Origin of the sequence: Streptomyces sp. WG7 (assembly GCF_049975785.1) — a bacterium.
Lineage (GTDB): Bacteria > Actinomycetota > Actinomycetes > Streptomycetales > Streptomycetaceae > Streptomyces.
In genome coordinates, this window is the sequence record NZ_JBNGGE010000020.1 from 52,816 (window position 1) to 74,472 (window position 21,657).

A 21,657-nucleotide genomic window follows, 5' to 3' on the forward strand; every position below is an offset into this window, starting at 1 on the left:
CCCGGCCGGGGGCGGGCCACCGTCGCGTCACATCAGGCGAACCTCGCCTTCTCCAGCCAGAGTTCCAGCAGCTCGCGGTCGCCGAGCACCTGGAGTCCGGGGGCGTCCACCGGGAGCCGGCGGTAGAAGGCCAGCAGCACGTCCGTGAGGGGCCCCCGCAGCGCCACGGTGGCCTTCTCGTGACCACGGCGCCAGGTGACGCCGTCCGCGGGAAGCTCGATGAACCATTCGGCGTCGAGGTCGGCACCGGTGTCGGTGGCGTGCAGGTGGATGCTCCGGCCCGGGGCCCGCAACGCCCTCGCCGGACCGTCCGGCAGAACCCGCTGTACGAACCGCACGATGTCCAGCCACTCGTCGATCGCGTCCGCCGCCACGTCGGCCGCGACGGGCTCGAACGAGCGGCCCGCCGCGAGTGCCGCGTCCGCCCCGTGGACGACGAGTTCGTGCGTCATCCGGCGGGCCCAGAAGCCCGCGGTGTGGTCCCCCGACCACGACCACGCCCGCCCCTCCGGCCCGGCCTCCCGCAGCGCGTGGACGACCGTCGCGGCGGACTCGGCCAGCCAGGACTCCAGGGCCGCCGCGTCCCCGCGGACGTCGGGCCCCGCGGCCCCGGGCGCCCGGTCGATCGCGACGTCCTCCTCCGCGCGGGTGCGGACGATCAGCTCCGTCCAGCGCAGGGCGCGGCCGACGTGCCGCACCAGGTCCTCCAGCGTCCAGTCCGGGCAGGTCGGAACAGTGGCGGACAGGTCGGCGCCGGAGGACAGCACGGACCCGAACCGGCCCGCCTGATGGGCGACTTCATCGCAGTAGCGGTCGTGTGCGAGACGCGTCATGCCCGTCACCCTACGAGGTGGGCGATCATCAGAGCACGACGATTTCCGCCACGTCGAACTCCACCCCCACCGCCTCCCCGACCTCCGGTGCCGCCCGCAGCGCGCACGCCGCCTCCAGGCGCGGCGCGTCCTCGGGCTGGAGGTGGACGGCGACGTGGGTACCGCGGAAGGTGCGGGCGGTGACCGTGCAGCGCAGGCCCGCGTCGGCGGACACCAGGCGGACCCCGGCGGGCCGCACGAGCAGGGTGCGCGTTCCCTGCGAGGCGTCCTCGGAGACCGGCACCTTGCCCCACGGGGTGCCGGCGACCTGCCCGGCCACGGTCGCCTCCACCACGTTGTCGAAACCGAGGAAGCGGGCCACGAACGCGTCGGCCGGCCGCTGCCACACCTCGAGGGGCGTCCCCGACTGGGCGATCCGCCCGTCCCGCATCACGACGACCCGGTCGGCGAGCGCGAAGGCCTCGCCCTGGTCGTGGGTCACGGCGAGCACGGTGGTGCCCAGCCGGCCGAACAGCTCGCGCAGTTCCACCACGAGCCGCTCCCGCAGCGAGCGGTCGAGCTGGCCGAGCGGCTCGTCCAGCATCAGCAGGCGGGGCCGTGGCGCGAGGGCGCGGGCCAGCGCCACCCGCTGCTGCTCACCGCCGGAGAGCGCGGCGACGGACCGGCGAGCGGCATCCGGCAGCCCGACCAGTTCCAGCAACTCCGCCACCCGCTCCCGCTGTCCGGTGCGGGAGGCGCCCCGCATCCGCGGTCCGAAGGCGACGTTCCCGGCCACGTCCCGCTGCGGGAACAGCTGGTGGTCCTGGAACATCAGCCCGACCCCACGCTTGTGCGCGGGCACCCCGGACTGGTCCCGCCCGTCGAGCGTCACCCGCCCCGCGTCCAGCGGCTGGAGCCCGGCGACCGCCCGCAGCAGCGTCGACTTGCCGCTGCCGCTGGGCCCGAGCACGCACACCACCTCGTGCTCGGCGACCTCCAGGTCGACGGCGTCGAGCACGGCCCGGCCGCCGAAACGGACCGTCGCGCCCTCAAGGCTCAGCAGCATCCCGAGAACCCCCGCATTCCTAGAACTCCCCGCTCCGGTCGGTCCGCAGCCGCTCCAGCACCACCAGGGCCACCGCGCACACCAGCATCAGAATCGTCGACAGGGCCATCGCCTGGCCGTAGTTCATGTCCCCGGGCCGCCCCAGCAGCCGTGCCACGGCCACCGGCAGCGTCGGGTTGTCGGGACGCGCGATGAACACGGTCGCCCCGAACTCCCCGAGCGACACCGCGAAGGCGAACCCGGCCGCGACCAGCAGCGCCCGCCGCACCATCGGCAGGTCGACCTCCCGCCACACCCGCCACGGCGACGCCCCGAGCACCGCCGCCGCCTCCCGCAGCCGTACGTCCACCGCCCGCAGCACCGGCAGCATGGTCCGTACGACGAACGGGACGCCGACCAGCGCCTGGGCGAGCGGCACGAGGATCCACGACGACCGCAGGTCCAGCGGGGGTTCGTCCAGGGCGATCAGGAACCCGAAGCCGACCGTCACGGCGGACACCCCGAGCGGCAGCATCAGCAGCGCGTCGAAGCCGCGTACGAAACGGCCCGCGTCGCGGCGGGTGAGCGCGGCGGCGGCCAGCGCGCCGATCACCACGGCGATGGCGGTGGCGGCGACGGCGTACTGGAGGGAGTTGCCGATCGCCTCGATCGGCGGGACGAGGAAGGCGCCGCCGTCCTCGTGGGTCAACGCGCGGTAGTAGCCGAAGCCGGGTGCGCCCAGGGACCGCTGGACCAGCACGGCGAGCGGGAGCACCAGCAGCACGGCGACGGTGACCAGGACCCCGGCCAGCAGCGCCCACTGCCCGGCCCCGCGCGGCCGGCGCGCGGTCGTGCCCGCGTCGACCAGCCGCAGGGCCGTCTCCCGCCGCCGTACCGTCCAGGCGTGTACGGCGAGGACGGCGGCCACCGCGGCGAACTGGACCAAGGTCAGGACGGCGGCCGTGGACAGGTCGAAGATCTGGGAGGTCTGCCGGTAGATCTCCACCTCCAGGGTGGAGAAGGCGGGGCCGCCGAGGATCTGGACGACGCCGAAGGAGGTGAAGGTGAACAGGAACACCATCAGCGCGGCGGCGGCCACGGCGGGCGCGAGCGCGGGCAGCGTCACCTGCCGCCAGGCTTTCGGCCGCGACGCACCGAGCATCCGCGCGGCCTCCTCCTGCCGCGGGTCGAGCTGCGCCCACAGACCGCCGACGGTGCGTACGACGACGGCGTAGTTGAAGAAGACGTGCGCGAGGAGGATCGCCCACACGGTGGTGTCCAGCCGCAGACCCCACAGCTCGTCGAGCAGCCCGCCGCGCCCGACCAGCGCCAGGAACGCCGTACCGACGACGACCGTGGGCAGTACGAACGGCACGGTGACCACGGCCCGCAGCACCTGCTTGCCGGGGAAGTCGAAGCGGGCGAAGACATACGCGCCGGGCAGGGCGATCAGCAGCGTGAGCGCGGTGGAGGCCAGCGCCTGCCAGGTGGTGAACCACAACACGTGCCGGACGTCGGACTGCGCGAGCACATCCGCGATCCGCCCGAACCGCCAGGATCCGTCGGTCTCCAGCCCGCGCGCGACGATCGCGACGACGGGGTAGGCGAAGAACACCGCGAAGAACGCGACGGGCCCGGCCATCAAGGCCAGCCGCGCCGCGTTCCCCGTGCGACGCCGGCGCTCGGCTACTTGAGTACGAGTGAGGTCCACGACTTGACCCACTGGTCGCGGTTGGCGGCGATCTTCGCCGGTTCCATGGTCTGCGGGTCCTCGGCCTGCGGCCCGAACTTCCGGAACGCCTCGGGGATCTGCGTCCCCTCCCGCACCGGGTAGACGAACATGTTCAGCGGCATGTCGTCCTGGAACTCCTTGCCGATCAGGAAGTCGAGGAGTGCCTTGCCGCCCTCGGGGTTCCCGGCGTTGCTCAGCAGACCCGCGTACTCGACCTGGCGGAAGCAGGTGCCGGTGGCGACGCCCGTCGGCGCGGTGGCCGGCTGCGGGTCGGCGTAGATGACCTCGGCGGGCGGGGACGAGGCGTAGGAGACGACGAGCGGACGGTCGCCCTTGGCCTTCTTGCCGCCGGACGAACCGGAGAACTCCTCGTTGTACGCCTGCTCCCAGCTGTCGACGACCTTGACGCCGTTCGCCTTCAGCTTCTTCCAGTAGTCCTGCCATCCCTCGTCGCCGTACTTCGCGGCGGTGCCGAGGAGGAAGCCGAGCCCGGGCGAGGAACTGCCCGCGTTCTCGGTGACGAGCAGGTCCTTGTACTCGGGCTTGATCAGGTCGTCGAAGGAGTCCGGCGGCGTCAGCCCGTGCTCGCTGAAGTACGCCTTGTCGAAGTTGACGCAGACGTCCCCGGTGTCGACGGGCGTGACCCGGTGCTTGTCCTGGTCGGTCCGGTACTCGGGGAGGACGAGGTCGGACCCCTTCGCCTCGTACGGCTGGAACAGCCCGTTGTCGAGCGCCCGGGACAGCAGCGTGTTGTCGACGCCGAAGAAGACGTCGCCCTGCGGGTTGTCCTTGGTGAGGATGGCCTTGTTGACGGCCTGCCCGGCGTCCCCGTCCTCCAGGACCCGGACCTTGTAGCCCGAGCTCTTCTCGAAGGCGGCGATGACGTCCTTCGACGCGGCCCACGAGTCGTGGCTGACGAGGGTCACGGTCCTGGAGTCGCCGGATCCCCGGCCGTCGTCGTCGGCCGACGATCCGCAGGCGGCCAGACCGCCGGCCATGCCGAGCCCGAGGGCCAGGGCGGTGGCCTTCCTGGTGATGCTCACTGAATTCCTCCTGGGTGACCAGGAGAAGACGCGGCCCCGCCCGGAACCCCTGGCGAGGGTCCCGGGCAGGGCGCAACAGCTCGAGTGGTGACCGATCTCCCTACCCAGAATGACCTGGGCCAGGTTCGGAGGGTCTGCGGCCGGTGCCGCACTCTCAGCGCTGTGGCGCTCCCCTGTCGGAATATGAAGATGTACTTCCGTTTGAACTTCTGTACGGACTTCTGCATGAAACGTCGTACGACGATGTACGACGCCGGTCAGGTTACCGCTCGCTCGCGGCGAGCTGACCACACGCCCCGTCGATCTCCTGACCACGGGTGTCCCGGATCGTCACCGGCACACCGTGCGCCGCGATCGCCTCCACGAACGCCTTCTCGTCCTCGGGCCGCGACGCGGTCCACTTCGAGCCGGGCGTCGGGTTGAGCGGGATGAGGTTGACGTGCACGGGCCTGCCCTTGAGCAGCCGCCCGAGCCGGTCGCCGCGCCACGCCTGGTCGTTGATGTCCCGGATCAGCGCGTACTCGATCGACAGCCGGCGCCCGGACGTGGCCGCGTACTCGAACCCGGCGTCCAGCACCTCACGCACCTTCCAGCGCGTGTTGACGGGGACGAGGGTGTCCCGCAGCTCGTCGTCGGGCGCGTGCAGCGAGATGGCGAGGCGGCACTTGAAGCCCTCGCCGGTGAAGCGGTGGATGGCCGGGACGAGACCGACCGTGGAGACGGTGATGCCGCGCTGGGAGAGGCCCAGTCCGTCGGGCTCGGGGTCGGTGAGGCGGCGGATGGAACCGACGACGCGGTTGTAGTTGGCGAGGGGCTCGCCCATGCCCATGAACACGATGTTGCTGAGCCGGGCCGGTCCCCCCGGGACCTCGCCGTCCCGCAGCGCCCGCATGCCGTCCACGATCTGGTGCACGATCTCGGCGGTGGACAGGTTCCGGTCCAGGCCCGCCTGCCCCGTGGCGCAGAACGGGCAGTTCATGCCGCAGCCCGCCTGGGAACTGATGCACATGGTCACCCGGTCCGGGTAGCGCATGAGGACGGACTCGACGAGCGTCCCGTCGAACAGCTTCCACAGCGTCTTGCGCGTGGTGCCCTGGTCGGTCGACAGATGCCGCACGACCGTCATCAGCTCGGGCAGCAGGGCCTCCTGGAGCCCCTGGCGCGAGCCGGCCGGGATGTCGGTCCACTGCTCGGGGTCGTGCGCGTACCGCGCGAAGTAGTGCTGCGAGAGCTGCTTGGCGCGGAACGGCTTCTCGCCGATCGCGGCGACGGCCTCCTTGCGCTCGGCGGGCGTGAGGTCGGCGAGGTGCCGCGGTGGCCGCTTCGCTCCGCGGGGTGCGGCGAAGGTGAGCTCACCTGGGGCTGGACGGGCCACGGTCGGACAACTCCTCAAAACGACAGGCCTCGGCGAATCCCCGCTCACGCGGGGACGACGGCAGCCATGCCGAAGCCAGGAGACCTCACCGGACTGTCCCCGCGTCGGCGGGGACACACGAAAGGGCCCGCAGCAGCGCGGGCCCTTCCAGACTACCTGAAGCGTGTCAACCCGATCCGACGAAGATCACCAGCAGCAGCCACACCACCGGCGCCGTGGGCAGCAGCGAGTCCAGGCGGTCCATGATGCCGCCGTGGCCCGGGAGCAGCGTGCCCATGTCCTTGATGCCGAGGTCCCGCTTGATCATGGACTCGCCGAGGTCGCCCAGCGTGGCGCTGACGGCGACCGCGAGGCCGAGCAGCAGACCCTGCCACCAGGTGCCGCCGTCGATCACGAACTGCATGCACAGCGCGCCGGCCGCCATCGCGAACGCCACCGCTCCGAGCAGGCCCTCCCGGGTCTTGCCGGGGCTGATGCGCGGGGCGAGCTTGGTCCTGCCGAAGCGCCAGCCGACGGCATAGGCGCCGGTGTCGCTGACGACCGTCAGCACCAGGAAGACCAGCACGCGCCGCGCGCCGTCGTCGGCCATGAGCATCATCGTGACGAACGTCGCCAGGAAGGGCACGTAGAACGCCGCGAAGAGGCCCGCGGTGACGTCCTTGAGGTACCCCTCCGGCGGCTCGGTCATCCGCCACACGAGGACCGCGAGGGCGGTGAGCGCCATGGCGACCCACGCGCCTTCGGCGCCCCGCACATACCCGGCGACCACCATCGCCGCGCCACCGACCGCGAGCGGCACGAGGGGCGCCTTGATGCCCTTGCGCTCCTGGAGCCGCTTGGTCAGCTCCCACAGGCCCACCACGACGGCGACCGCGACCACGCCGACGAAGACGGCCTTGACGACGAACAGCGAGGCGACGATCACCGCGCCGAGCCCGAGGCCGACCCCTATCGCGGCACCCAGGTCGCGCCCCGCGCTCTTCTTCTGCGGCTGGGGCCGGTGCTGCGCCGGCTGGGGGGCGTCGGGCATGGGCTCCGGATTCTGCGGCACCGCCGCATACGGCTGCGCCGACGGATTCTCGCCGCGATACGGATCGTCGCGGAACGGCTCGTCTCGGAACAAGGGGCCGCTCAGCCGAGCGGCCCCTTGTTCGTCATCCTGGTCTCCGCCGTGTTCGGGTACGTCGGGCACGATGGGCATGGGGCGAGTCTGCTGCGCGTAGTGCGCATCGTACGCGGGACCCGCCGGGGCAGCGCCCTGGACAGGTCCCTGGTCGGACGGCCCCCAGTACCCGGCTTGTGGCGGCGCTCCCCAGGAAGAGTCGTTCATCAGACCTCGAGCAGCTCGGCTTCCTTGTGCTTGAGGAGCTCGTCCACCTGGGCGACGTACTTGGCGGTGGTGTCGTCGAGCTCCTTCTCCGCACGGCGGCCCTCGTCCTCGCCGACCTCGCCGTCCTTGACCATCTTGTCGATGGTGTCCTTGGCCTTGCGGCGCACGGAGCGGATGGAGACCTTGGCGTCCTCGGCCTTGCTCTTGGCGACCTTGATGTAGTCGCGGCGGCGCTCCTCGGTGAGCTCGGGGAACACCACCCGGATGATGTTGCCGTCGTTGCTGGGGTTGACGCCCAGGTCGGAGTCGCGGATCGCCTGTTCGATGTTGCGCAGGGCGCTCTTGTCGAAGGGGGTCACCACGGCCATGCGCGGCTCCGGCACGGAGAACGAGGCCAGCTGGTTGATCGGCGTCAGCGCGCCGTAGTAGTCGGCCACGATCTTGTTGAACATCGCCGGGTGCGCACGGCCGGTGCGGATCGCGGCGAAGTCCTCCTTGGCGACCACGACGGCCTTCTCCATCTTCTCCTCGGCCTCGAGGAGGGTCTCTTCGATCACCACTTGCTCCTGCGTGTCTTGAGTAGGCCCGGCTGCGGTTCCCTGTCGGGGGTGCGGCCGGCTGCGTCGCGTTCTTCCTGCACGGTTCCCGACCGGCGGGACATTGTCCATCCCCCGGCCCGGCCCCGTCCCGTCCGTCCCCCGGACAGGTGGCGTCCGCGGACAGGGGGTGGTACTCCGGTCAGTCCCGGCTGCCTTGGTCACCCACAAGCGTGCCGATCTTCTCACCCTTGACGGCGCGGGCGATATTGCCCTCCTTCAGAAGCTCGAAGACCACGATCGGGAGGCTGTTGTCGCGGCAGAGCGTGACGGCCGTCGCGTCGGCGACCTTCAGGTCCCGGGTGATGACCTCGCCGTAACCCAGCGCGTCGAACTTGACGGCGTCGGGGTTGGTCTTCGGGTCGGAGTCGTAGACCCCGTCCACACCGTTCTTGCCCATGAGCAGGGCCTCGGCGTCGATCTCGAGGGCGCGCTGGGCGGCGGTGGTGTCGGTGGAGAAGTAGGGCATGCCCATACCGGCGCCGAAGATGACCACGCGGCCCTTCTCCAGGTGGCGCACGGCGCGCAGCGGGATGTACGGCTCGGCGACCTGGCCCATGGTGATGGCGGTCTGCACGCGGCAGTCGACGCCCTCCTTCTCCAGGAAGTCCTGGAGGGCCAGGCAGTTCATCACGGTGCCGAGCATGCCCATGTAGTCGGAGCGGGCGCGGTCCATGCCGCGCACCTGCAGCTCGGCGCCACGGAAGAAGTTGCCCCCGCCGATGACGATCGCGACCTGCGCGCCGTCCCGTACGACGGCCGCGATCTCGCGGGCGATGGCGTGCACCACGTCGGGGTCGACGCCCAGGCCCCCACCGCCGGAGAAGGCCTCTCCGGACAGCTTCAGCATGAAGCGGCCGCGTACTTTGCCGTCGTCGCTCTTCTCGGCCTTGGTGGTCATGGAGATCTCGCCTCTTTTACGTGGGTCACACACACGAAGAAGGCCACTGCCGGTGGGGGCGTGTTTCGCATCCCATACGCGGCAATGGCCTCCTCGTCAGATCTGCTGTCGCCCGCCGCCACGCGCGCGTACGCAACGGCGTAGGCGAACGGCGTCGGCGACTGCTGTCGACCCTACCGGGGTCGCGCGTCCGTCGCGGTACGGACTCAGATGCCGACCTTGATGCGCGAGAAGCGCTTCAGGGTGACGCCGGCCTCGTCCAGAACCTTCTGGACGGACTTCTTGTTGTCGAGCGCGTAGGGCTGGCCCAGCAGCGTGGCGTCCTTGAAGAAGCCGTTGAGGCGACCCTCGACGATCTTCGGCAGGGCGGCCTCGGGCTTGCCCTCGGCGCGGGTGGTCTCCTCGGCGACGCGGCGCTCGGTCTCGACGACCTCGGCCGGGACGTCCTCCTTGGAGAGGTACTTCGGCGCGAAGGCGGCGATGTGCTGGGCGACGCCCTTCGCCAGCTCGGCGTTCGGCTTGTCCAGCTCGACGAGGACACCGATCTGCGGCGGCAGGTCGGGCATCGTGCGGTGCATGTACGCGGTCACGAAGCCGCCGGAGAACTGCGCGAAGCGGTCCAGGACGATCTTCTCGCCGAGGTTGGCGTTGGCCTCGTCCACGAAGGCCTGCACGGTCTTGCCGGGCTCGATCTCGGAGGCGAGCAGCGCCTCGAGGTCGGCCGGGGCGGCCTTGGCGACGTGCTCGGCGATGGCCTTGGCGACGTTCTGGAACTTGTCGCCCTTGGCGACGAAGTCCGTCTCGCACTTCAGCTCGACGAGGACGCCCGAGGTGTTGTCGTCGGCGATGATCGAGACGACGGCGCCGTTCTCGGCAGAGCGGCCCTCGCGCTTGGCGACGCCCTTCTGACCCTTGATGCGGAGCGCCTCGACGGCCTTCTCGACGTTGCCCTCGGCCTCGTCCAGCGCCTTCTTGCAGTCCATCATGCCGGCGCCGGTGAGCTCACGAAGCTTCTTGACGTCGGCGGCGGTGTAGTTCGCCATGAGTCTGTGAATCTTTCTGGAAGTCTGGAAGATCGAAGATCTGCGGGATCACGGACCTACATGGAGCTGCAGGCCCATGACCTTCCACCGACCTACGGGTGAACGGCGGGAGCGGTTTCGATGTCACCGCTCCCGCCGTCGACGCCGACGGGACGGTCAGGCCTGCTCGCCCTCGGCGGCCGGAGCCTCGGTGGCGGGCGCCTCGGCGGCGGGGGCCTCGGCAGCCGGCGCCTCGGCGGCGGGGGCGGCCTCGGCGGCCGGAGCCTCGGCGGGCTTCTCGGCGGACTCGTCGTCGGCCTTCTTCTCGGCCTTCTCGCCCTCGAGCAGGTCGCGCTCCCACGCGGCGAGCGGCTCGCCGGCGGCCTTGTCACCCTTGTCGGCGGCAGCGGCGCCGGAGCGGGCGATGAGGCCCTCGGCGACGGCGTCGGCGATCACGCGGGTGAGCAGGGTGACGGAGCGGATCGCGTCGTCGTTGCCCGGGATCTTGTAGTCGACCTCGTCGGGGTCGCAGTTGGTGTCGAGGATGGCGACGACCGGGATGTTGAGCTTCCGGGCCTCGCCGACCGCGATGTGCTCCTTCTTGGTGTCCACGATCCAGACGGCGCTGGGCACCTTGGACATCTCGCGGATACCGCCGAGGGTCTTCTCCAGCTTGGCCTTCTCGCGGGAGAGGACCAGCAGCTCCTTCTTGGTGAGGCCGGAGGCGGCCACGTCCTCGAAGTCGATCTGCTCGAGCTCCTTCAGGCGCTGCAGGCGCTTGTAGACGGTCGAGAAGTTGGTGAGCATGCCGCCCAGCCAGCGCTGGTTGACGTAGGGCATGCCGACGCGGGTGGCCTGCTCGGCGATGGCCTCCTGCGCCTGCTTCTTCGTGCCGACGAACATGACCGTGCCGCCGTGGGCGACGGTCTCCTTGACGAACTCGTAGGCGCGGTCGATGTACGACAGCGACTGGAGCAGGTCGATGATGTAGATGCCGTTACGCTCCGTGAAGATGAAGCGCTTCATCTTCGGGTTCCAACGACGGGTCTGGTGACCGAAGTGGACGCCGCTTTCCAGCAGCTCCCGCATCGTGACGACGGCCATGGCCGTATCTCCTCGAGTTTCTCGGTTGTGCCGCGGAAGCCGGACGGCTCCCGCGCCTGACGCCCGTGACGCGCCTGCCGCAAGGGACCGAGGGGCGCTGACACGAGCCTTGACGGGCCTCGTGTCGGGGCGTGCGAAGTCGACCCGGTGACCCGGATCGCCATCAGAAGTGTACGGGACCCGCGGGGTACCGGGTGACGCGGCTGTCCACAAGCGGCAACGGTCCACAGGGCCGGACGGCGATCGGCCCTGGTGCGGGACGGTTCTCGCATGCGAGCGAGACGATGTGCGAGTGCGTGTATGTGGGTGGTGCTGCTGGCCGTCATGGTCCCGGGACCGCCGCGACCGGCGCCGGCGGTGTCGTCGGTGTCGCCGGTGTCGCCGGTGTCGCCGGTGTCGCCGGTGTCGCCGGTGTCGCCGGCGGCAGCAGTGTCGCCGGTGTCGGCAACGGGGTGGGCGATGACGGTGACCGCCGCGGACGCCGGGGCGGGTCCGGATCCGACGGTACCGGCGGTGGCCCGCCACTGGCCGGTCGGTTTCCGGCCCGCGGTTCTACGGGGCTGGGAGCCCCCGGCCACCCCGTACGGCCCGGGCCACCGCGGCGTGGACCTCGCCGCGGTGGACGCGGCCCCGGTTCGGGCGGTGGCGGCGGGCAAGGTGTCGTTCGCGGGGCGGGTGGCGGGAAGAGGCGTCGTCTCACTGGAACTGACGGGGACGGGCGCCCCGCCCCTGCGGACGACGTACGAGCCGGTCGAGGCGACGGTGCAGAAGGGCGACGAGGTCGCGGCGGGTGAGGTGCTCGGCACGGTGGAGCCGACGGGCTCCCACTGCGCGGCCTGTCTGCACTGGGGCCTGCTGCGGGGCGACGTCTATCTGAACCCGCTGTCGGTGCTCCCTCCGTGGCTGCTCGCGCGGGGTCCGTCGAGACTGCTGCCGGTTCTGGGAGTTCCCCTGCCCACGCGGCCGCGGGTGGGCGCCGGGGTCCGCTCCCAGGCAGACACCCCGTAGCGTCGGGCCGCGCAACCGGCTCGCAGCCAGGGCGCCGGCCCGGGCCCAGGGAACGCCGAGGATCCTCGGTCAGTCCTGCCGGTCAGCCCCACTCCCAGCCGATCAGCTCCACCCGGCCGGTCAGCTCGGCCCCGGCCGGTCAGCTCGGCCCCGGGCGGTCAGCCCCGCACACCCCGCAACGCCATGGAAACCGCCGCCTCCGTAATCGCCGTCGGCTCCTCCGCCGCCCCCAGCTCGATCCGCCGCACCGCCGAGTCCACGACGCCTTGGAGCAACATCGCCGCCAGCCGCGGCTGCCCGTGCCCCATCTCCCCCAGCGCCTCGACGATCATCGCGATCAACCCGCCGTGCGCCGCCCGGATCTTCTCCCGCGCGCCGGCGTCGAGCTCGCTCGCGGAGATGGCCACGACGGCCCGGTGCCGTCGGTCCCCGACCAGGTCGAGCTGCTTGCGCACATACGCCTCGACCTTGGCCTCGGGGGTCTCCTCGCGCTCCATCGCCGCCTCGACCTCCGCGGCCCAGACCGGGAAGTCGACGGCACACAGCTCCTCGACGACCGCCGCCCGCGACCGGAAGTACTCGTAGACGGACGACCGGGCGAGACCCGTCCGTTCGGCGAGGGCGGGGAAGGTCAGCGCCTCCGTTCCGCCGTCGGACAGCAGGGAGCGTGCCGCGTCCAGCAGGGAGGCACGCTGCATCGACCGGTGCTCGGCCACGGAGGCCGCTCGAATCCTTGGCACGTCACCACTTTACGGACGTGCCACGCCGTACGGGAGTCAGCCACCCGGACGCGCGACCGCCGACAGTGTCACAGGCGGAGCCGGTCGCGTGCCATAAGACCAGGTCAGCGACCGAACCCCGCCAGCTTCGCCCGCAGTTGCAACACCGACTTGGTGTGAATCTGGCTGACCCGGCTCTCCGTCACGCCCAGCACGTTCCCGATCTCGGCGAGCGTGAGCCCCTCGTAGTAGTACAGCGTGACGACGGTCTTCTCCCGCTCGGGCAGCGTGTTGATCGCACGTGCCAGGAACCGCCGCAGCTCCCGGTCCTCGGCGACCTCCACCGGATTGTCGGCGGCGGTGTCCTCCAGCGTGTCCATGAGGCTCAGCCGGTCCCCGCCCTCGCCGCCGGCATGCAGCAACTCCTCCAGCGCCACCACGTTGGCCAGCGACAACTGGCTGAACACCGCGTGGAGGTCCTCCACCGCGATCCCCATCTCGCCGGCCACCTCGCTCTCCGACGGGGTGCGGCGCAGCCGTGCCTCCAGCGTCGCGTACGCGCGTTCCACGTTCCGCGCCTTCTGCCGGACCGACCGCGGGATCCAGTCCAGTGCCCGCAGCTCGTCGATCATCGCGCCCCGGATCCGGGTGATCGCGTACGTCTCGAATTTGATCTCCCGGTCGACGTCGAACTTCTCGATCGCGTCGATCAGCCCGAACACACCCGAGGAGACGAAGTCCGCCTGCTCGACATTGGGTGGCAGTCCCACGCTCACCCTGCCCGCCACATATTTCACCAGGGGCGAGTAGTGCAGGATCAGCTGTTCCCGCAGCCGCTCGTCACCCGTCGCCTTGTACGACCGCCACAGCTCGTCGAGCGTCGAGGGGGCGGGCGGTCGCACGCTGCCACCGTCGCGGGCGGCTGGGGGGATCGCCGCCCGGTCGGACCCGGAGGTGTGCTGGGGCATTCGTCGCCTTGTGCCGTTCTGCCGTGATGTGGTGTGTGCCTGGGTGAGGCCGCCGGTCTGCTGTCTACATGGGGGTCCTCGTGAGCGTAGCGTGACTGGACTGTCGCGGTGCGCGAAGAGCAGGGTGGGGTCGTACGCAGATACGTTCCGCTGAACGCTCTACAGGGGGGACGGCGATCGTTGCGCGTGATCACTCGAATACCTCAACTGCCACTGTTCACAAGGGCGTCGGGGTTCCCCCGGACGGCCGAACACCCTGGGTCAGTACGGATCGCGGCCTTCACGGACCGAGATCATCATCTGGCGTGTCAACATCCAGCCGTCGCCGTGTCGTTCGACGTAACCAAGTGCTCGAAGCTCGTACAGTCTCGCGATCGCGTCGTCCTGTGTGGTCTGGGCGCGGCGCGCCACGTCGGCCGCTGCCGCCGTTCCACGCGCGGGGAGCCCGGCCAGCACCTGGCGGGTGCGAGGTTCCAGCAGGTCGGTGGGGAGTACCGGCCCACGCCGGTCCGGGGGCAGCTCGCCCATGTCACCCACCAGTTCGACGACCTCGGCGGCGTCGCTGACGAGCACCGCGTCGCCACGCAGCAGTTCGTGCACACCCGCCGAGAGCGCGCTGGTGGCCGGCCCCGGCACACCCATCGTGTGCCGGCCCAGGCGCTGGGCCGCCCGTGCCGTGACCAGCGACCCGCTGCGGTAGGCGGCCTCGACGACCACGGTGCCCCTGGTGAGTGCGGCGATCACACGATTGCGCAGGACGAACCTGCTCGGCGTCGGATGATCGCCCGGCGGCAGCTCACCGATGACCAGTCCCTGTTCCGCGATCCTGGTGATCAGCCCGGTGTGCCCGGGCGGGTAAGGGCGGTCGACGCCGCAGGCGAGGACGGCGGCGGTGGCGCCGCCCGCGCCGAGAGCACCCCGGTGGGCGGCTCCGTCGACCCCGTAGGCGCCGCCGGACACCACGACCCAGCCGCGTTCGGCGAGCCCGGCGGCGAGGGTGGCCGCCATGTGGGCGCCGTACTCGGTGCAGGCGCGGGCGCCGACGACGGCCACCGACCTGAGCGCCCACATACGCAGGCTGGGCCCGCCGCGCACCCACAGTCCAAGAGGCCTGGCGTCCCCGAGGTCGTCCAGCTGACGCGGCCACTCGGCCGTCCCGGGGGCAACGAACCTCACCCCTGCCGCCCGGGCGGCGGTGAGGTCCCGGCGCGGCTCGGCCCGGCCTGCTCGGGCACACAGCCCGGCCCACCGTTTCGCGCTCACCCCCGGCAGGGCACGCCCGCCCTCGCGCAGCCGCCGCACCACGTCCGCGACACCGCGCTCCCGCACCCACCGACCGGCGGTCTCGTCTCCGGGCTCGATGACCCGGGTCAGGAAGACCCGGCCGAGCAGCTCATCACCGGCCTGGGTGCCGCACGCGGCGTCGTCGTCCCTGCCCTCCCCGGCCGCTTGGACGGCATGCGGGCCGTCGTCACGGGCCGAGCCGCCACCCCGGACCGGGCCTTCGCCGCGGACCCGGTCGTCGCACGAGCCCAATGCGTCGCCTCTGGCCGGAGTGCCACCCTGGGCCACGGCGTCACCGCTTCGCCCGGAGCCGCCCCGAACAGCGGCGTCACCACTTCGTCCGGAGCCTCCCCGAACAGCGCAGTCATCCCGCCGTACGGTGTTCTCCCTGTTCATGACCTCGCCCCTCGACGCGGCGACACCCCCGATCATCGCGTCATCCGCCGCTCGAGCACCGTCCTGGGCAACAGCCCGGTCCCAGGCCCCAGCACCGCGCCCAGCCCCAGCCCCAGCCCCAGCCCCAGCCCCGACACCGTTCCCAGCCACGGCACTCCCTCCAGTCACAGCGCCCTCATCGGTCACAGCACCCTCCCCTCCACGGCCCTCTCCTCTGTCACGGCACCCTCTCCAGCTCTGTCACGGCACCCTCTCCAGCCACAGCGCTTTCCCCGGTCACGCCAGCGCCCCAAGGGCCATGGGGACTCCCCTCGGCACCCCCGTGCGCAGTTGCAGCGCCAGAGCGACGTCCTGCGCGTCGGGGCGGTCGTGGCCGACGAGGTCCGCGACGGTCCAGGCGACGCGGAGGACCCGGTCGAGGCCACGGGCGGTGAGCACACCCCGCTCCAGGCAGCGTTCCGCGTCCTCCAGTGCGCCGGGCGCCGGGTACCAGCGGCTGCGCAGCTCCCTTCCGGGAACCTCGCTGTTGGAACGCCACGGGGTGCCCTCGAGACGTACGGCCGCCCGGTCCCGGGCCGCACGCACCCGGTCGGCGACCGTCGCGGTGGCGTCACCCCGGGGGCCGTCCCCCGCCAGCTGACTGCGCGTGACCCGGTCCACCTCGACCCGGAGGTCGACCCGGTCGAGCAGCGGGCCGGACAGCCTGGCCTGGTAGCGGCGGATCGCCGAGGGCGGGCATTCGCAGAACTCGTCCTTCTGCGAGTACCGCCCGCACGGGCAGGGATTTGCGGCCAGCACCATCAGGAACCGTGCCGGGAACCGCACCACGCCCGCGCTGCGCGCGATGACGACGTGCCCGGACTCCAGCGGCTGGCGCAGAGCATCCAGCGCATGGCTGCTGAATTCCGGTGTTTCGTCCAGGAAAAGGACTCCTCGGTGCGCCAGCGACACGGCTCCCGGCCGTCCGATGCCGGGTCCGCCCCCGACGAGGGCCTGCATCGTGGCGGAGTGGTGCGGCGCGCAGTAGGGGGCCACGTCGATCAGTGGCTTGCCCGGTGGCAGCAGGCCCGCGACCGAGTGCACCGCGGTGACCTCGAGTGATTCCGCCCGGCACAGCCGGGGCAGGATGGCGGGCAGTCGTTCGGCGAGCATCGTCTTACCGGCGCCGGGCGGCCCTTCCAGGAACAGGTGGTGGCCGCCGGCCGCGGCGACCTCCACCGCCGTGCGCGCCGATTCCTGGCCCACGACGTCGGCGAGGTCGTGCCCGTGGTCGTGCTGCGCCGCTCCCGTGGCGTGCATTCCGGTGGCGGCGCCCGTGCCGGGCATCCGCAGGCCGGCGAGGAGCGGGTCGGGCCGGCCCCGCTGGTCCGGTTCCTCCTCCGGCACGGGCTCGTCCGCGAGGAGGGCGATCAGCTGGCGCAGGCTGCGCACGCCGAGCACCGACACGCCGGGCACCAGGGACGCCTCGGCAGCGGCGCACTCGGGGACGACCACCTGTTCGTAGCCGGCCTCCGCCGCGGCCAGTACCGCCGGCAGGATGCCGCGCACCGGCCGCACCCGTCCGTCCAGGCCCAGCTCCCCGATCATCACGATGTCGGCGAGCACACGGGGATCGACGCGCTCGGCGGCGCCGAGGACGGCCGCGGCGACCGCCAGGTCGAATCCGCTGCCGCTCTTCGGCACCGAGGCCGGACTGAGCCCCACCGTCAGCTTCTTCTGCGGCCACTCGGCGCCCGAGTTGACCACTGCGGCCCGCACCCGGTCCCGGCTCTCGGTCAGGCTCTTGTCCGGCAGCCCGACCAGAGTGAACGCCGCCACGCCCGGTTCGAGGTCGGCCTGGACCTCGACCACCACGCCCTCGACGCCGACGAGCGCCACGGAGCACGTACGCGCGAACCCCATCACGCCACCCCCCGCGCATGCTCGACCACGGGGGCGCCGCGCTGCGGCAGGAGTACACCGACCAGGTCGATGCGGACGCCGCCGGGCGGGGCTCCTCCGTGGGTCTGGATCCAGCGCTCGGCGAGCCGTCGCAGCCGCTCCGCCTTTTCCGGGGTCACCGCGGCCATCGGGTGCTCGAAGGAGCCACCCCTGCGGGTCTTGACCTCGCAGACGACCAGGACTTCCCCGTCCCGGGCGACGATGTCGACCTCACCGGTCCTGCCGCAGCGCCAGTTGCGCTCCAGGACCGCCATCCCTGCGTCGGCCAGCCGGCGGGCCGCGAGTGTCTCACCGTACTTGCCCATCGCACCTCGTGCGTTCATGTCGGCACCACCTCCGGCGCCAACGATGAGGGCAGCTCAGCGAGCTTTTGGATCTTGGTGGACGGTCAGACGGCTGTGGACAACCTCGTCACCCACACGAGTGCGGCCTGCCGGTCACGGAGCGGAGTCAGCCGCCGGGAAGCTCCAGGTCGCTCTTGTTCAGCTCCTCGATGTTCACGTCCTTGAACGTCAACACGCGCACCTGCTTCACGAACCGGGCCGGCCGGTACATGTCCCACACCCAGGCATCGGCCATCGACACCTCGAAAAACACCTCACCCTGGACCGAGTGCACCTGCATCTCGTAGTCGTTGGTGAGGTAGAAGCGCCGCTCGGTCTCGATCACGTATTTGAACAGGCCGACGACGTCCCGGTACTCCCGGTAGAGCTTGAGCTCCATCTCGGTCTCGTACTTCTCGAGGTCCTCGGCGCTCATGGCATGTTCCCCTTCAGCCGTGCGGTCCCACCATTGTGCGCCAGTCCCGTGCGCCCCTAGACGATTTCGGTGTCCAGGGTCACCGGTCCGGCCGGGGGGCCTTCGTCGAGCAGCGTGCGCAGCAGCTCGGCGAGTCTGGTCGGGTACACCGTCTCATGTGCCCGGGTCAGTTCCCGACAGGTCCACCAGCGTGCTCCGGCGACACTGCGCCGCTCCAGCTCGGTGAGGCCCACGGCCCTGGTCGCGGTCTGGGTCGTGCGGGCCAGGTAGTACCACTCGTCCTGGTCCCAGCGACGGCCGGCGAAGGGGAAGGAGCACCGGCGCCGCCACAGCACCGGGCCGAGCTCGATGTCGGTGATGCCGGTCTCCTCGACGAGTTCCCGCCGCGCGGCCTCCTCACGGGTCTCGTCGCCCTCCACACCGCCGCCCGGGGTGAACCACCAGTCGTCGGCCGGATCGTCCGGTTCGTGCCCGTGCAGCAGCAGGATGCGGTCGTCGGGGTCGAGCAGGACCACCCTGGCGACCCTGCGCAACCCGCCCGCGTAGGAGTCCTGCCCCGCTCGCGTCGGTTCAGCGGGCACCGGTGGTCCCCGTTCCGGTTCGGGCGCGCGAGGCGGCGGCCCGTGCGGCGACGGGGCCGTAGGCCGCGCCGCCGAGGATCAGCACGGCCCCGGCGATCACCAGCGCGACGACCGTCCGCAGCGGGCCCGGTGAGGAGAGGTCCCCCAGCGTCTCGAAGCCGGTCGGCCGCTCCAGCATGCCGTTCACGGGCCAGACCACGGCATCGACGCGGGCGTCCACGGCATCGCGCGAGACGGTGCCGCCGGCGGCGTCGGTGAGGTGGGCGGTGGAGTCCACGGAGGTGTCGCGCTCGTCACCGAGGAGGAACAGGCGGCCCTCGGGAACGGTCACCGTCGGGAAGCCGCTGTTTTCGGCCGGCATACCGGCGGGCAGGTACGGCTCGTCGACGGCCTTGCCGTTGACCTTCAGCCTGCCTTCCTGGCAGCAGGAGACGGTGTCCCCGCCGACCGCGACCACGCGCTTGACCATCGGGGCGTTGGCCCAGGCCTTGTCCTTGAAGACGACGACGTCGCCGCGGCGGACGTCACCGCCGTCGATGCGCTGCGCCAGCACCCGGTCACCCGCGTCGATCGACGGTGTCATCGAGTTGGTCGGCACGGTGTAGGGCCGGTAGACCACCGCTGCCCAGGCGAAGCCTCCGAGGAACAGCACCAGGCCCAGCGCCACGGCAAGGTTGGACAGCCGCTGCCCGGTCCGGCTGCCCGCCGGGCGCTTGTTCGCGCCGCCGCCAGGCGGGGACGTACGTGTCGTGCTCTCGCCACCCATGGATCCGCACCTTACCCGGCGGTACCCGAACGGGGCAGCCCCTCCCGGGGAGGCCTGACGGACCAGCCGCCGGCCCCAAGAGAGGCCGCACGGGCCAGCCCCCGGCCGCTCCCGGGTGGGCCGAACGAGGCGGCCCCTCCCGAGAGTCCGGGAGGGGCCGGGAGGGGCCGGAAGGACCATCAGGGACCGGCAGGCTGCCTCGCCACATGCCGCCCTCGAGCGGCGGGCGTGCGCCCCGAGGCGCTCAGCGGGACTCGGCGGCGGACGCGATGCGCCTGCGGCGCCACCAGACGACCGGGACGACTCCGGCGAGGGCCAGTCCCTGGGGAGCGACCGACAGCGCGGCGGCGGCCGACGACCGGGCCTGCAGGCCTTCCTGGTCGAAGGTGTCGGGGACCGGCAGGGTGTCCCAGCGGTTCATCGGCCAGGCGATCACGATGGCGCGGCCGACCACCTCCTTCACCGGGACCATGCCGCCGTGCTCGTCCGACTGGTTGTAACGGGAGTCCCGGGAGTTCTGCCGGTGGTCGCCCATGACCCAGATGGAGCCCTCGGGGACCTCGACCTTGAACTGGCCGCCCTGTTCGTCGACGCTGCACGGCGTGTTGTTCGGGTAGACGTACGGCTCGTCCAGCGCCACGCCGTTGACCTTGAGCGGGCCGGTCTTGCTGCACTCGACGGTGTCGCCGCCGACCCCGATGACGCGCTTGATCAGGTCCTTCTCGTCCGCGGACGGCATCAGGCCGATCCAGCTGAGGACCGTCTGCAGCGCGTTCGGGTCGGGCGTCGGCTCGCCCGCCAGCCAGTCGTCCGGGTCGTGGAAGACGACGACCTCGCCCCGCTCGGGCTCAGAGCCGAACCAGGGGGTCAGCTTGTCGACCAGGACCCGGTCACCGATCGTGAGCGTGTTCTGCATCGAGGCGGACGGGATCGAGAACGCCTGGACCAGGAACGTCTTGATCAGCAGCGCGAGCACCAGCGCGATACCGATCAGGATCGGCAGTTCCTTCCAGAAGGAGCGCGGTTTCTTGGCTGCGGAGGCCGTCGCCGGGGGCGTCCCGCCCACTCCCTCGTCCTGGGTCCCGCTCTGTTCGTCCGTCACCCTGCCGTCCTCGGTCCCCTCGGTCCCGGAGTCGCGCCCGGAGGCCGGGGCGCCGTCCGCGGCCGGGCCGGCTGTCTCCACGGGGCGTCCGTGGTTCTCCTCGCCGTCGTGTCCGGACCGTGCGCCAACCGCCACATCCCCCACGCCAACTCCTTACTTTCTGACGCCGCCCGCCCTGTACACGGAGCAGGCCCACCACTCCCATAACGAGCGGGAGTTCCGCAGGGGTCGGGAGTTGAATCATCGTGTTCGGATCGTAGGGGGCAACCCTATGCGACAGCCGGGGAGCGGCGGTCGAGCCGGAGGCCGAGTCGGACACGGACGCATACGTTTTCGGTTCGTCCAGGGTGGTCCAGTGGCCGAACGGCCAGGCGATCACCATGGCCCGCCCGACCACCTCGTCCTCGGAGACCGTGCCGAAGTCCGTCCCCTGGTGGAAGCGGGAGTCGGCGGAGTTGGACCGGTGATCACCCATCACCCACAGCCGTCCCTCGGGGACCGTGACGTCGAACGGAGTCTCGGACGGCTTGTCGCCGGGATACAGGTAGTCCTCGTTCAGGGGAACGCCGTTGACGGTGACCCGGCCCTGGGTGTCACAGCACTTGACCCGGTCCCCGCCCACTCCGACGACCCGCTTGATGAGGTCCTTCTCGTCGTCGGACGGCAGCAGACCGATGAACGCGAGGCCTTCCTTGACCTGCTTGACGACGACGGGGTCGTCCTTCTTGGTGGTCTGCTCGCCCTGGAGCCAGCCGCCGGGGTCACGGAAGACGACGACGTCCCCGCGCTTCGGCTTGGAGCCGAACCACGGGGTGAGCTTGTCCACCAGGACCCGGTCACCGATCTGGATGGTCTGCTCCATAGAGCCCGACGGGATCACGAAGGCCTGGACGAGGAAGGTCTTCAGTACCAGCGCTATGAGGATGGCGACGCCGACGAGAAGGGGTACCTCCTTCACCGCGCCGCGTCTGCGGCGCCGTTTGACCTTGCGCTGCAGCTTGCGCCGCTCGGCGCGGGACCGGCCGCCGGACGGCGCGCCGGCGCGCCGGGAGCCGGTGGGCAACAGGTTCTCCGTGGGGCTGCTGGGTGACCCGCGCGGTTTGCCCCGGCTACCCATCGGCGCCCTTGGCGTGCTCGGGCAGACGTGGGTCAGTGACCGGCCCGCCGGCCGCG

Annotated in this window: 20 protein-coding genes, 1 pseudogene and 1 riboswitch; of the genes and pseudogenes, 1 reads left to right on the forward strand and 20 read right to left on the reverse strand. The window is 71.3% G+C overall.

What is annotated here, in order from left to right:
* Positions 1-32: 32 nt before the first annotated feature.
* From ACP4J0_RS20715 to rpsB, 10 genes are all read right to left on the reverse strand, one after another.
* Positions 33-833: a maleylpyruvate isomerase family mycothiol-dependent enzyme gene (locus tag ACP4J0_RS20715; RefSeq protein WP_426600161.1), complete on the reverse strand. Its 801-nt coding sequence runs from the start codon at positions 831-833 to the stop codon at positions 33-35.
* Between the two features lie 28 nt (positions 834-861).
* Positions 862-1,878, reverse strand: a complete 1,017-nt coding sequence (locus ACP4J0_RS20720) for an ABC transporter ATP-binding protein (RefSeq protein WP_426600162.1) — start codon at positions 1,876-1,878, stop codon at positions 862-864.
* Between the two features lie 19 nt (positions 1,879-1,897).
* Positions 1,898-3,499, reverse strand: coding sequence for an ABC transporter permease (locus ACP4J0_RS20725; protein ID WP_426600163.1), 1,602 nt, complete (start codon positions 3,497-3,499; stop codon positions 1,898-1,900).
* Between the two features lie 44 nt (positions 3,500-3,543).
* The gene (locus ACP4J0_RS20730) at positions 3,544-4,632 is read right to left on the reverse strand and encodes a thiamine ABC transporter substrate-binding protein (RefSeq protein WP_426600164.1); all 1,089 of its coding nucleotides are present in this window, start codon (positions 4,630-4,632) and stop codon (positions 3,544-3,546) included.
* 79 nt (positions 4,633-4,711) lie between these two features.
* A riboswitch (TPP riboswitch) is annotated at positions 4,712-4,817 on the reverse strand.
* Positions 4,818-4,894: 77 nt separating this feature from the next.
* Positions 4,895-6,007, reverse strand: a complete 1,113-nt coding sequence (rlmN, locus tag ACP4J0_RS20735) for a 23S rRNA (adenine(2503)-C(2))-methyltransferase RlmN (RefSeq protein ID WP_426522031.1) — start codon at positions 6,005-6,007, stop codon at positions 4,895-4,897.
* 166 nt (positions 6,008-6,173) lie between these two features.
* Positions 6,174-7,337 carry a phosphatidate cytidylyltransferase gene (locus ACP4J0_RS20740; protein WP_426600165.1) on the reverse strand — a complete coding sequence of 388 codons (1,164 nt, stop codon included), beginning with the start codon at positions 7,335-7,337 and terminating at the stop codon, positions 6,174-6,176.
* A complete protein-coding gene (gene frr, locus ACP4J0_RS20745; RefSeq protein WP_345588792.1) occupies positions 7,337-7,894 on the reverse strand; it encodes a ribosome recycling factor in 558 nt (185 codons plus the stop codon). The genes ACP4J0_RS20740 and frr overlap by 1 nt, the downstream gene beginning before the upstream one ends.
* 181 nt (positions 7,895-8,075) lie before the next feature.
* Positions 8,076-8,834, reverse strand: coding sequence for a UMP kinase (gene pyrH / locus ACP4J0_RS20750; RefSeq protein ID WP_398133148.1), 759 nt, complete (start codon positions 8,832-8,834; stop codon positions 8,076-8,078).
* 206 nt (positions 8,835-9,040) lie between these two features.
* Entirely contained in the window at positions 9,041-9,877 is an 837-nt protein-coding gene (gene tsf, locus ACP4J0_RS20755) for a translation elongation factor Ts (RefSeq protein WP_426600166.1), read from the reverse strand.
* 156 nt (positions 9,878-10,033) lie between these two features.
* Positions 10,034-10,960, reverse strand: a complete 927-nt coding sequence (gene rpsB, locus ACP4J0_RS20760; protein WP_426600167.1) for a 30S ribosomal protein S2 — start codon at positions 10,958-10,960, stop codon at positions 10,034-10,036.
* A gap of 459 nt (positions 10,961-11,419) precedes the next feature.
* Here rpsB and ACP4J0_RS20765 point away from each other — a divergent pair, with 459 nt between their 5' ends.
* A complete protein-coding gene (locus ACP4J0_RS20765) occupies positions 11,420-11,968 on the forward strand; it encodes a murein hydrolase activator EnvC family protein (RefSeq protein ID WP_426600168.1) in 549 nt (182 codons plus the stop codon).
* A 158-nt stretch (positions 11,969-12,126) separates the two neighbouring features.
* On the opposite strand, the gene ACP4J0_RS20770 is transcribed toward ACP4J0_RS20765, so the two are convergent.
* The 10 genes and pseudogenes from ACP4J0_RS20770 to lepB (ACP4J0_RS20815) form a co-directional block, all read right to left on the reverse strand.
* A complete protein-coding gene (locus ACP4J0_RS20770; RefSeq protein ID WP_426600216.1) occupies positions 12,127-12,684 on the reverse strand; it encodes a TetR/AcrR family transcriptional regulator in 558 nt (185 codons plus the stop codon).
* A gap of 128 nt (positions 12,685-12,812) precedes the next feature.
* Positions 12,813-13,655, reverse strand: coding sequence for an RNA polymerase sigma factor WhiG (whiG, locus tag ACP4J0_RS20775; RefSeq protein WP_426522037.1), 843 nt, complete (start codon positions 13,653-13,655; stop codon positions 12,813-12,815).
* 261 nt (positions 13,656-13,916) lie between these two features.
* A complete protein-coding gene (gene dprA, locus ACP4J0_RS20780) occupies positions 13,917-15,191 on the reverse strand; it encodes a DNA-processing protein DprA (protein ID WP_426600169.1) in 1,275 nt (424 codons plus the stop codon).
* 420 nt (positions 15,192-15,611) lie between these two features.
* Entirely contained in the window at positions 15,612-17,237 is a 1,626-nt protein-coding gene (locus tag ACP4J0_RS20785) for a YifB family Mg chelatase-like AAA ATPase (RefSeq protein WP_426600170.1), read from the reverse strand.
* On the reverse strand, positions 17,237-17,599 hold the full coding sequence (locus tag ACP4J0_RS20790) for a YraN family protein (RefSeq protein WP_426600171.1): 363 nt from the start codon (positions 17,597-17,599) through the stop codon (positions 17,237-17,239). The genes ACP4J0_RS20785 and ACP4J0_RS20790 overlap by 1 nt, the downstream gene beginning before the upstream one ends.
* 127 nt (positions 17,600-17,726) lie before the next feature.
* Positions 17,727-18,035: a DUF2469 domain-containing protein gene (locus ACP4J0_RS20795; protein WP_003965949.1), complete on the reverse strand. Its 309-nt coding sequence runs from the start codon at positions 18,033-18,035 to the stop codon at positions 17,727-17,729.
* Positions 18,036-18,091: 56 nt separating this feature from the next.
* Positions 18,092-18,616, reverse strand: a complete 525-nt coding sequence (locus ACP4J0_RS20800) for an NUDIX hydrolase (protein WP_426522040.1) — start codon at positions 18,614-18,616, stop codon at positions 18,092-18,094.
* Positions 18,606-19,382 carry a signal peptidase I gene (lepB, locus tag ACP4J0_RS20805; protein WP_426600172.1) on the reverse strand — a complete coding sequence of 259 codons (777 nt, stop codon included), beginning with the start codon at positions 19,380-19,382 and terminating at the stop codon, positions 18,606-18,608. The genes ACP4J0_RS20800 and lepB (ACP4J0_RS20805) overlap by 11 nt, the downstream gene beginning before the upstream one ends.
* Before the next feature lie 244 nt (positions 19,383-19,626).
* A complete protein-coding gene (lepB, locus tag ACP4J0_RS20810; RefSeq protein WP_426600173.1) occupies positions 19,627-20,628 on the reverse strand; it encodes a signal peptidase I in 1,002 nt (333 codons plus the stop codon).
* Positions 20,519-21,601: pseudogene (gene lepB / locus ACP4J0_RS20815) on the reverse strand (signal peptidase I); the annotation flags it as partial. The gene lepB (ACP4J0_RS20810) and the pseudogene lepB (ACP4J0_RS20815), both read right to left, overlap by 110 nt.
* Between the last annotated feature and the right edge of the window lie 56 nt (positions 21,602-21,657).

Excerpts from the sequence above, each read along its gene's own strand:
- ACP4J0_RS20765 (WP_426600168.1), top strand. The coding sequence starts at position 11,420 with ATGACGGTGACCGCCGCGGACGCCGGGGCGGGTCCGGATCCGACGGTA.
- pyrH (WP_398133148.1), bottom strand. The coding sequence starts at position 8,834 with ATGACCACCAAGGCCGAGAAGAGCGACGACGGCAAAGTACGCGGCCGC.
- ACP4J0_RS20740 (WP_426600165.1), bottom strand. The coding sequence starts at position 7,337 with ATGAACGACTCTTCCTGGGGAGCGCCGCCACAAGCCGGGTACTGGGGG.
- tsf (WP_426600166.1), bottom strand. The coding sequence starts at position 9,877 with ATGGCGAACTACACCGCCGCCGACGTCAAGAAGCTTCGTGAGCTCACC.
- lepB (WP_426600172.1), bottom strand. The coding sequence starts at position 19,382 with ATGGGTGGCGAGAGCACGACACGTACGTCCCCGCCTGGCGGCGGCGCG.
- ACP4J0_RS20715 (WP_426600161.1), bottom strand. The coding sequence starts at position 833 with ATGACGCGTCTCGCACACGACCGCTACTGCGATGAAGTCGCCCATCAG.
- ACP4J0_RS20725 (WP_426600163.1), bottom strand. The coding sequence starts at position 3,499 with ATGGCCGGGCCCGTCGCGTTCTTCGCGGTGTTCTTCGCCTACCCCGTC.
- ACP4J0_RS20720 (WP_426600162.1), bottom strand. The coding sequence starts at position 1,878 with ATGCTGCTGAGCCTTGAGGGCGCGACGGTCCGTTTCGGCGGCCGGGCC.
- rpsB (WP_426600167.1), bottom strand. The coding sequence starts at position 10,960 with ATGGCCGTCGTCACGATGCGGGAGCTGCTGGAAAGCGGCGTCCACTTC.
- whiG (WP_426522037.1), bottom strand. The coding sequence starts at position 13,655 with ATGCCCCAGCACACCTCCGGGTCCGACCGGGCGGCGATCCCCCCAGCC.
- ACP4J0_RS20785 (WP_426600170.1), bottom strand. The coding sequence starts at position 17,237 with ATGGGGTTCGCGCGTACGTGCTCCGTGGCGCTCGTCGGCGTCGAGGGC.
- ACP4J0_RS20790 (WP_426600171.1), bottom strand. The coding sequence starts at position 17,599 with ATGAACGCACGAGGTGCGATGGGCAAGTACGGTGAGACACTCGCGGCC.
- ACP4J0_RS20795 (WP_003965949.1), bottom strand. The coding sequence starts at position 18,035 with ATGAGCGCCGAGGACCTCGAGAAGTACGAGACCGAGATGGAGCTCAAG.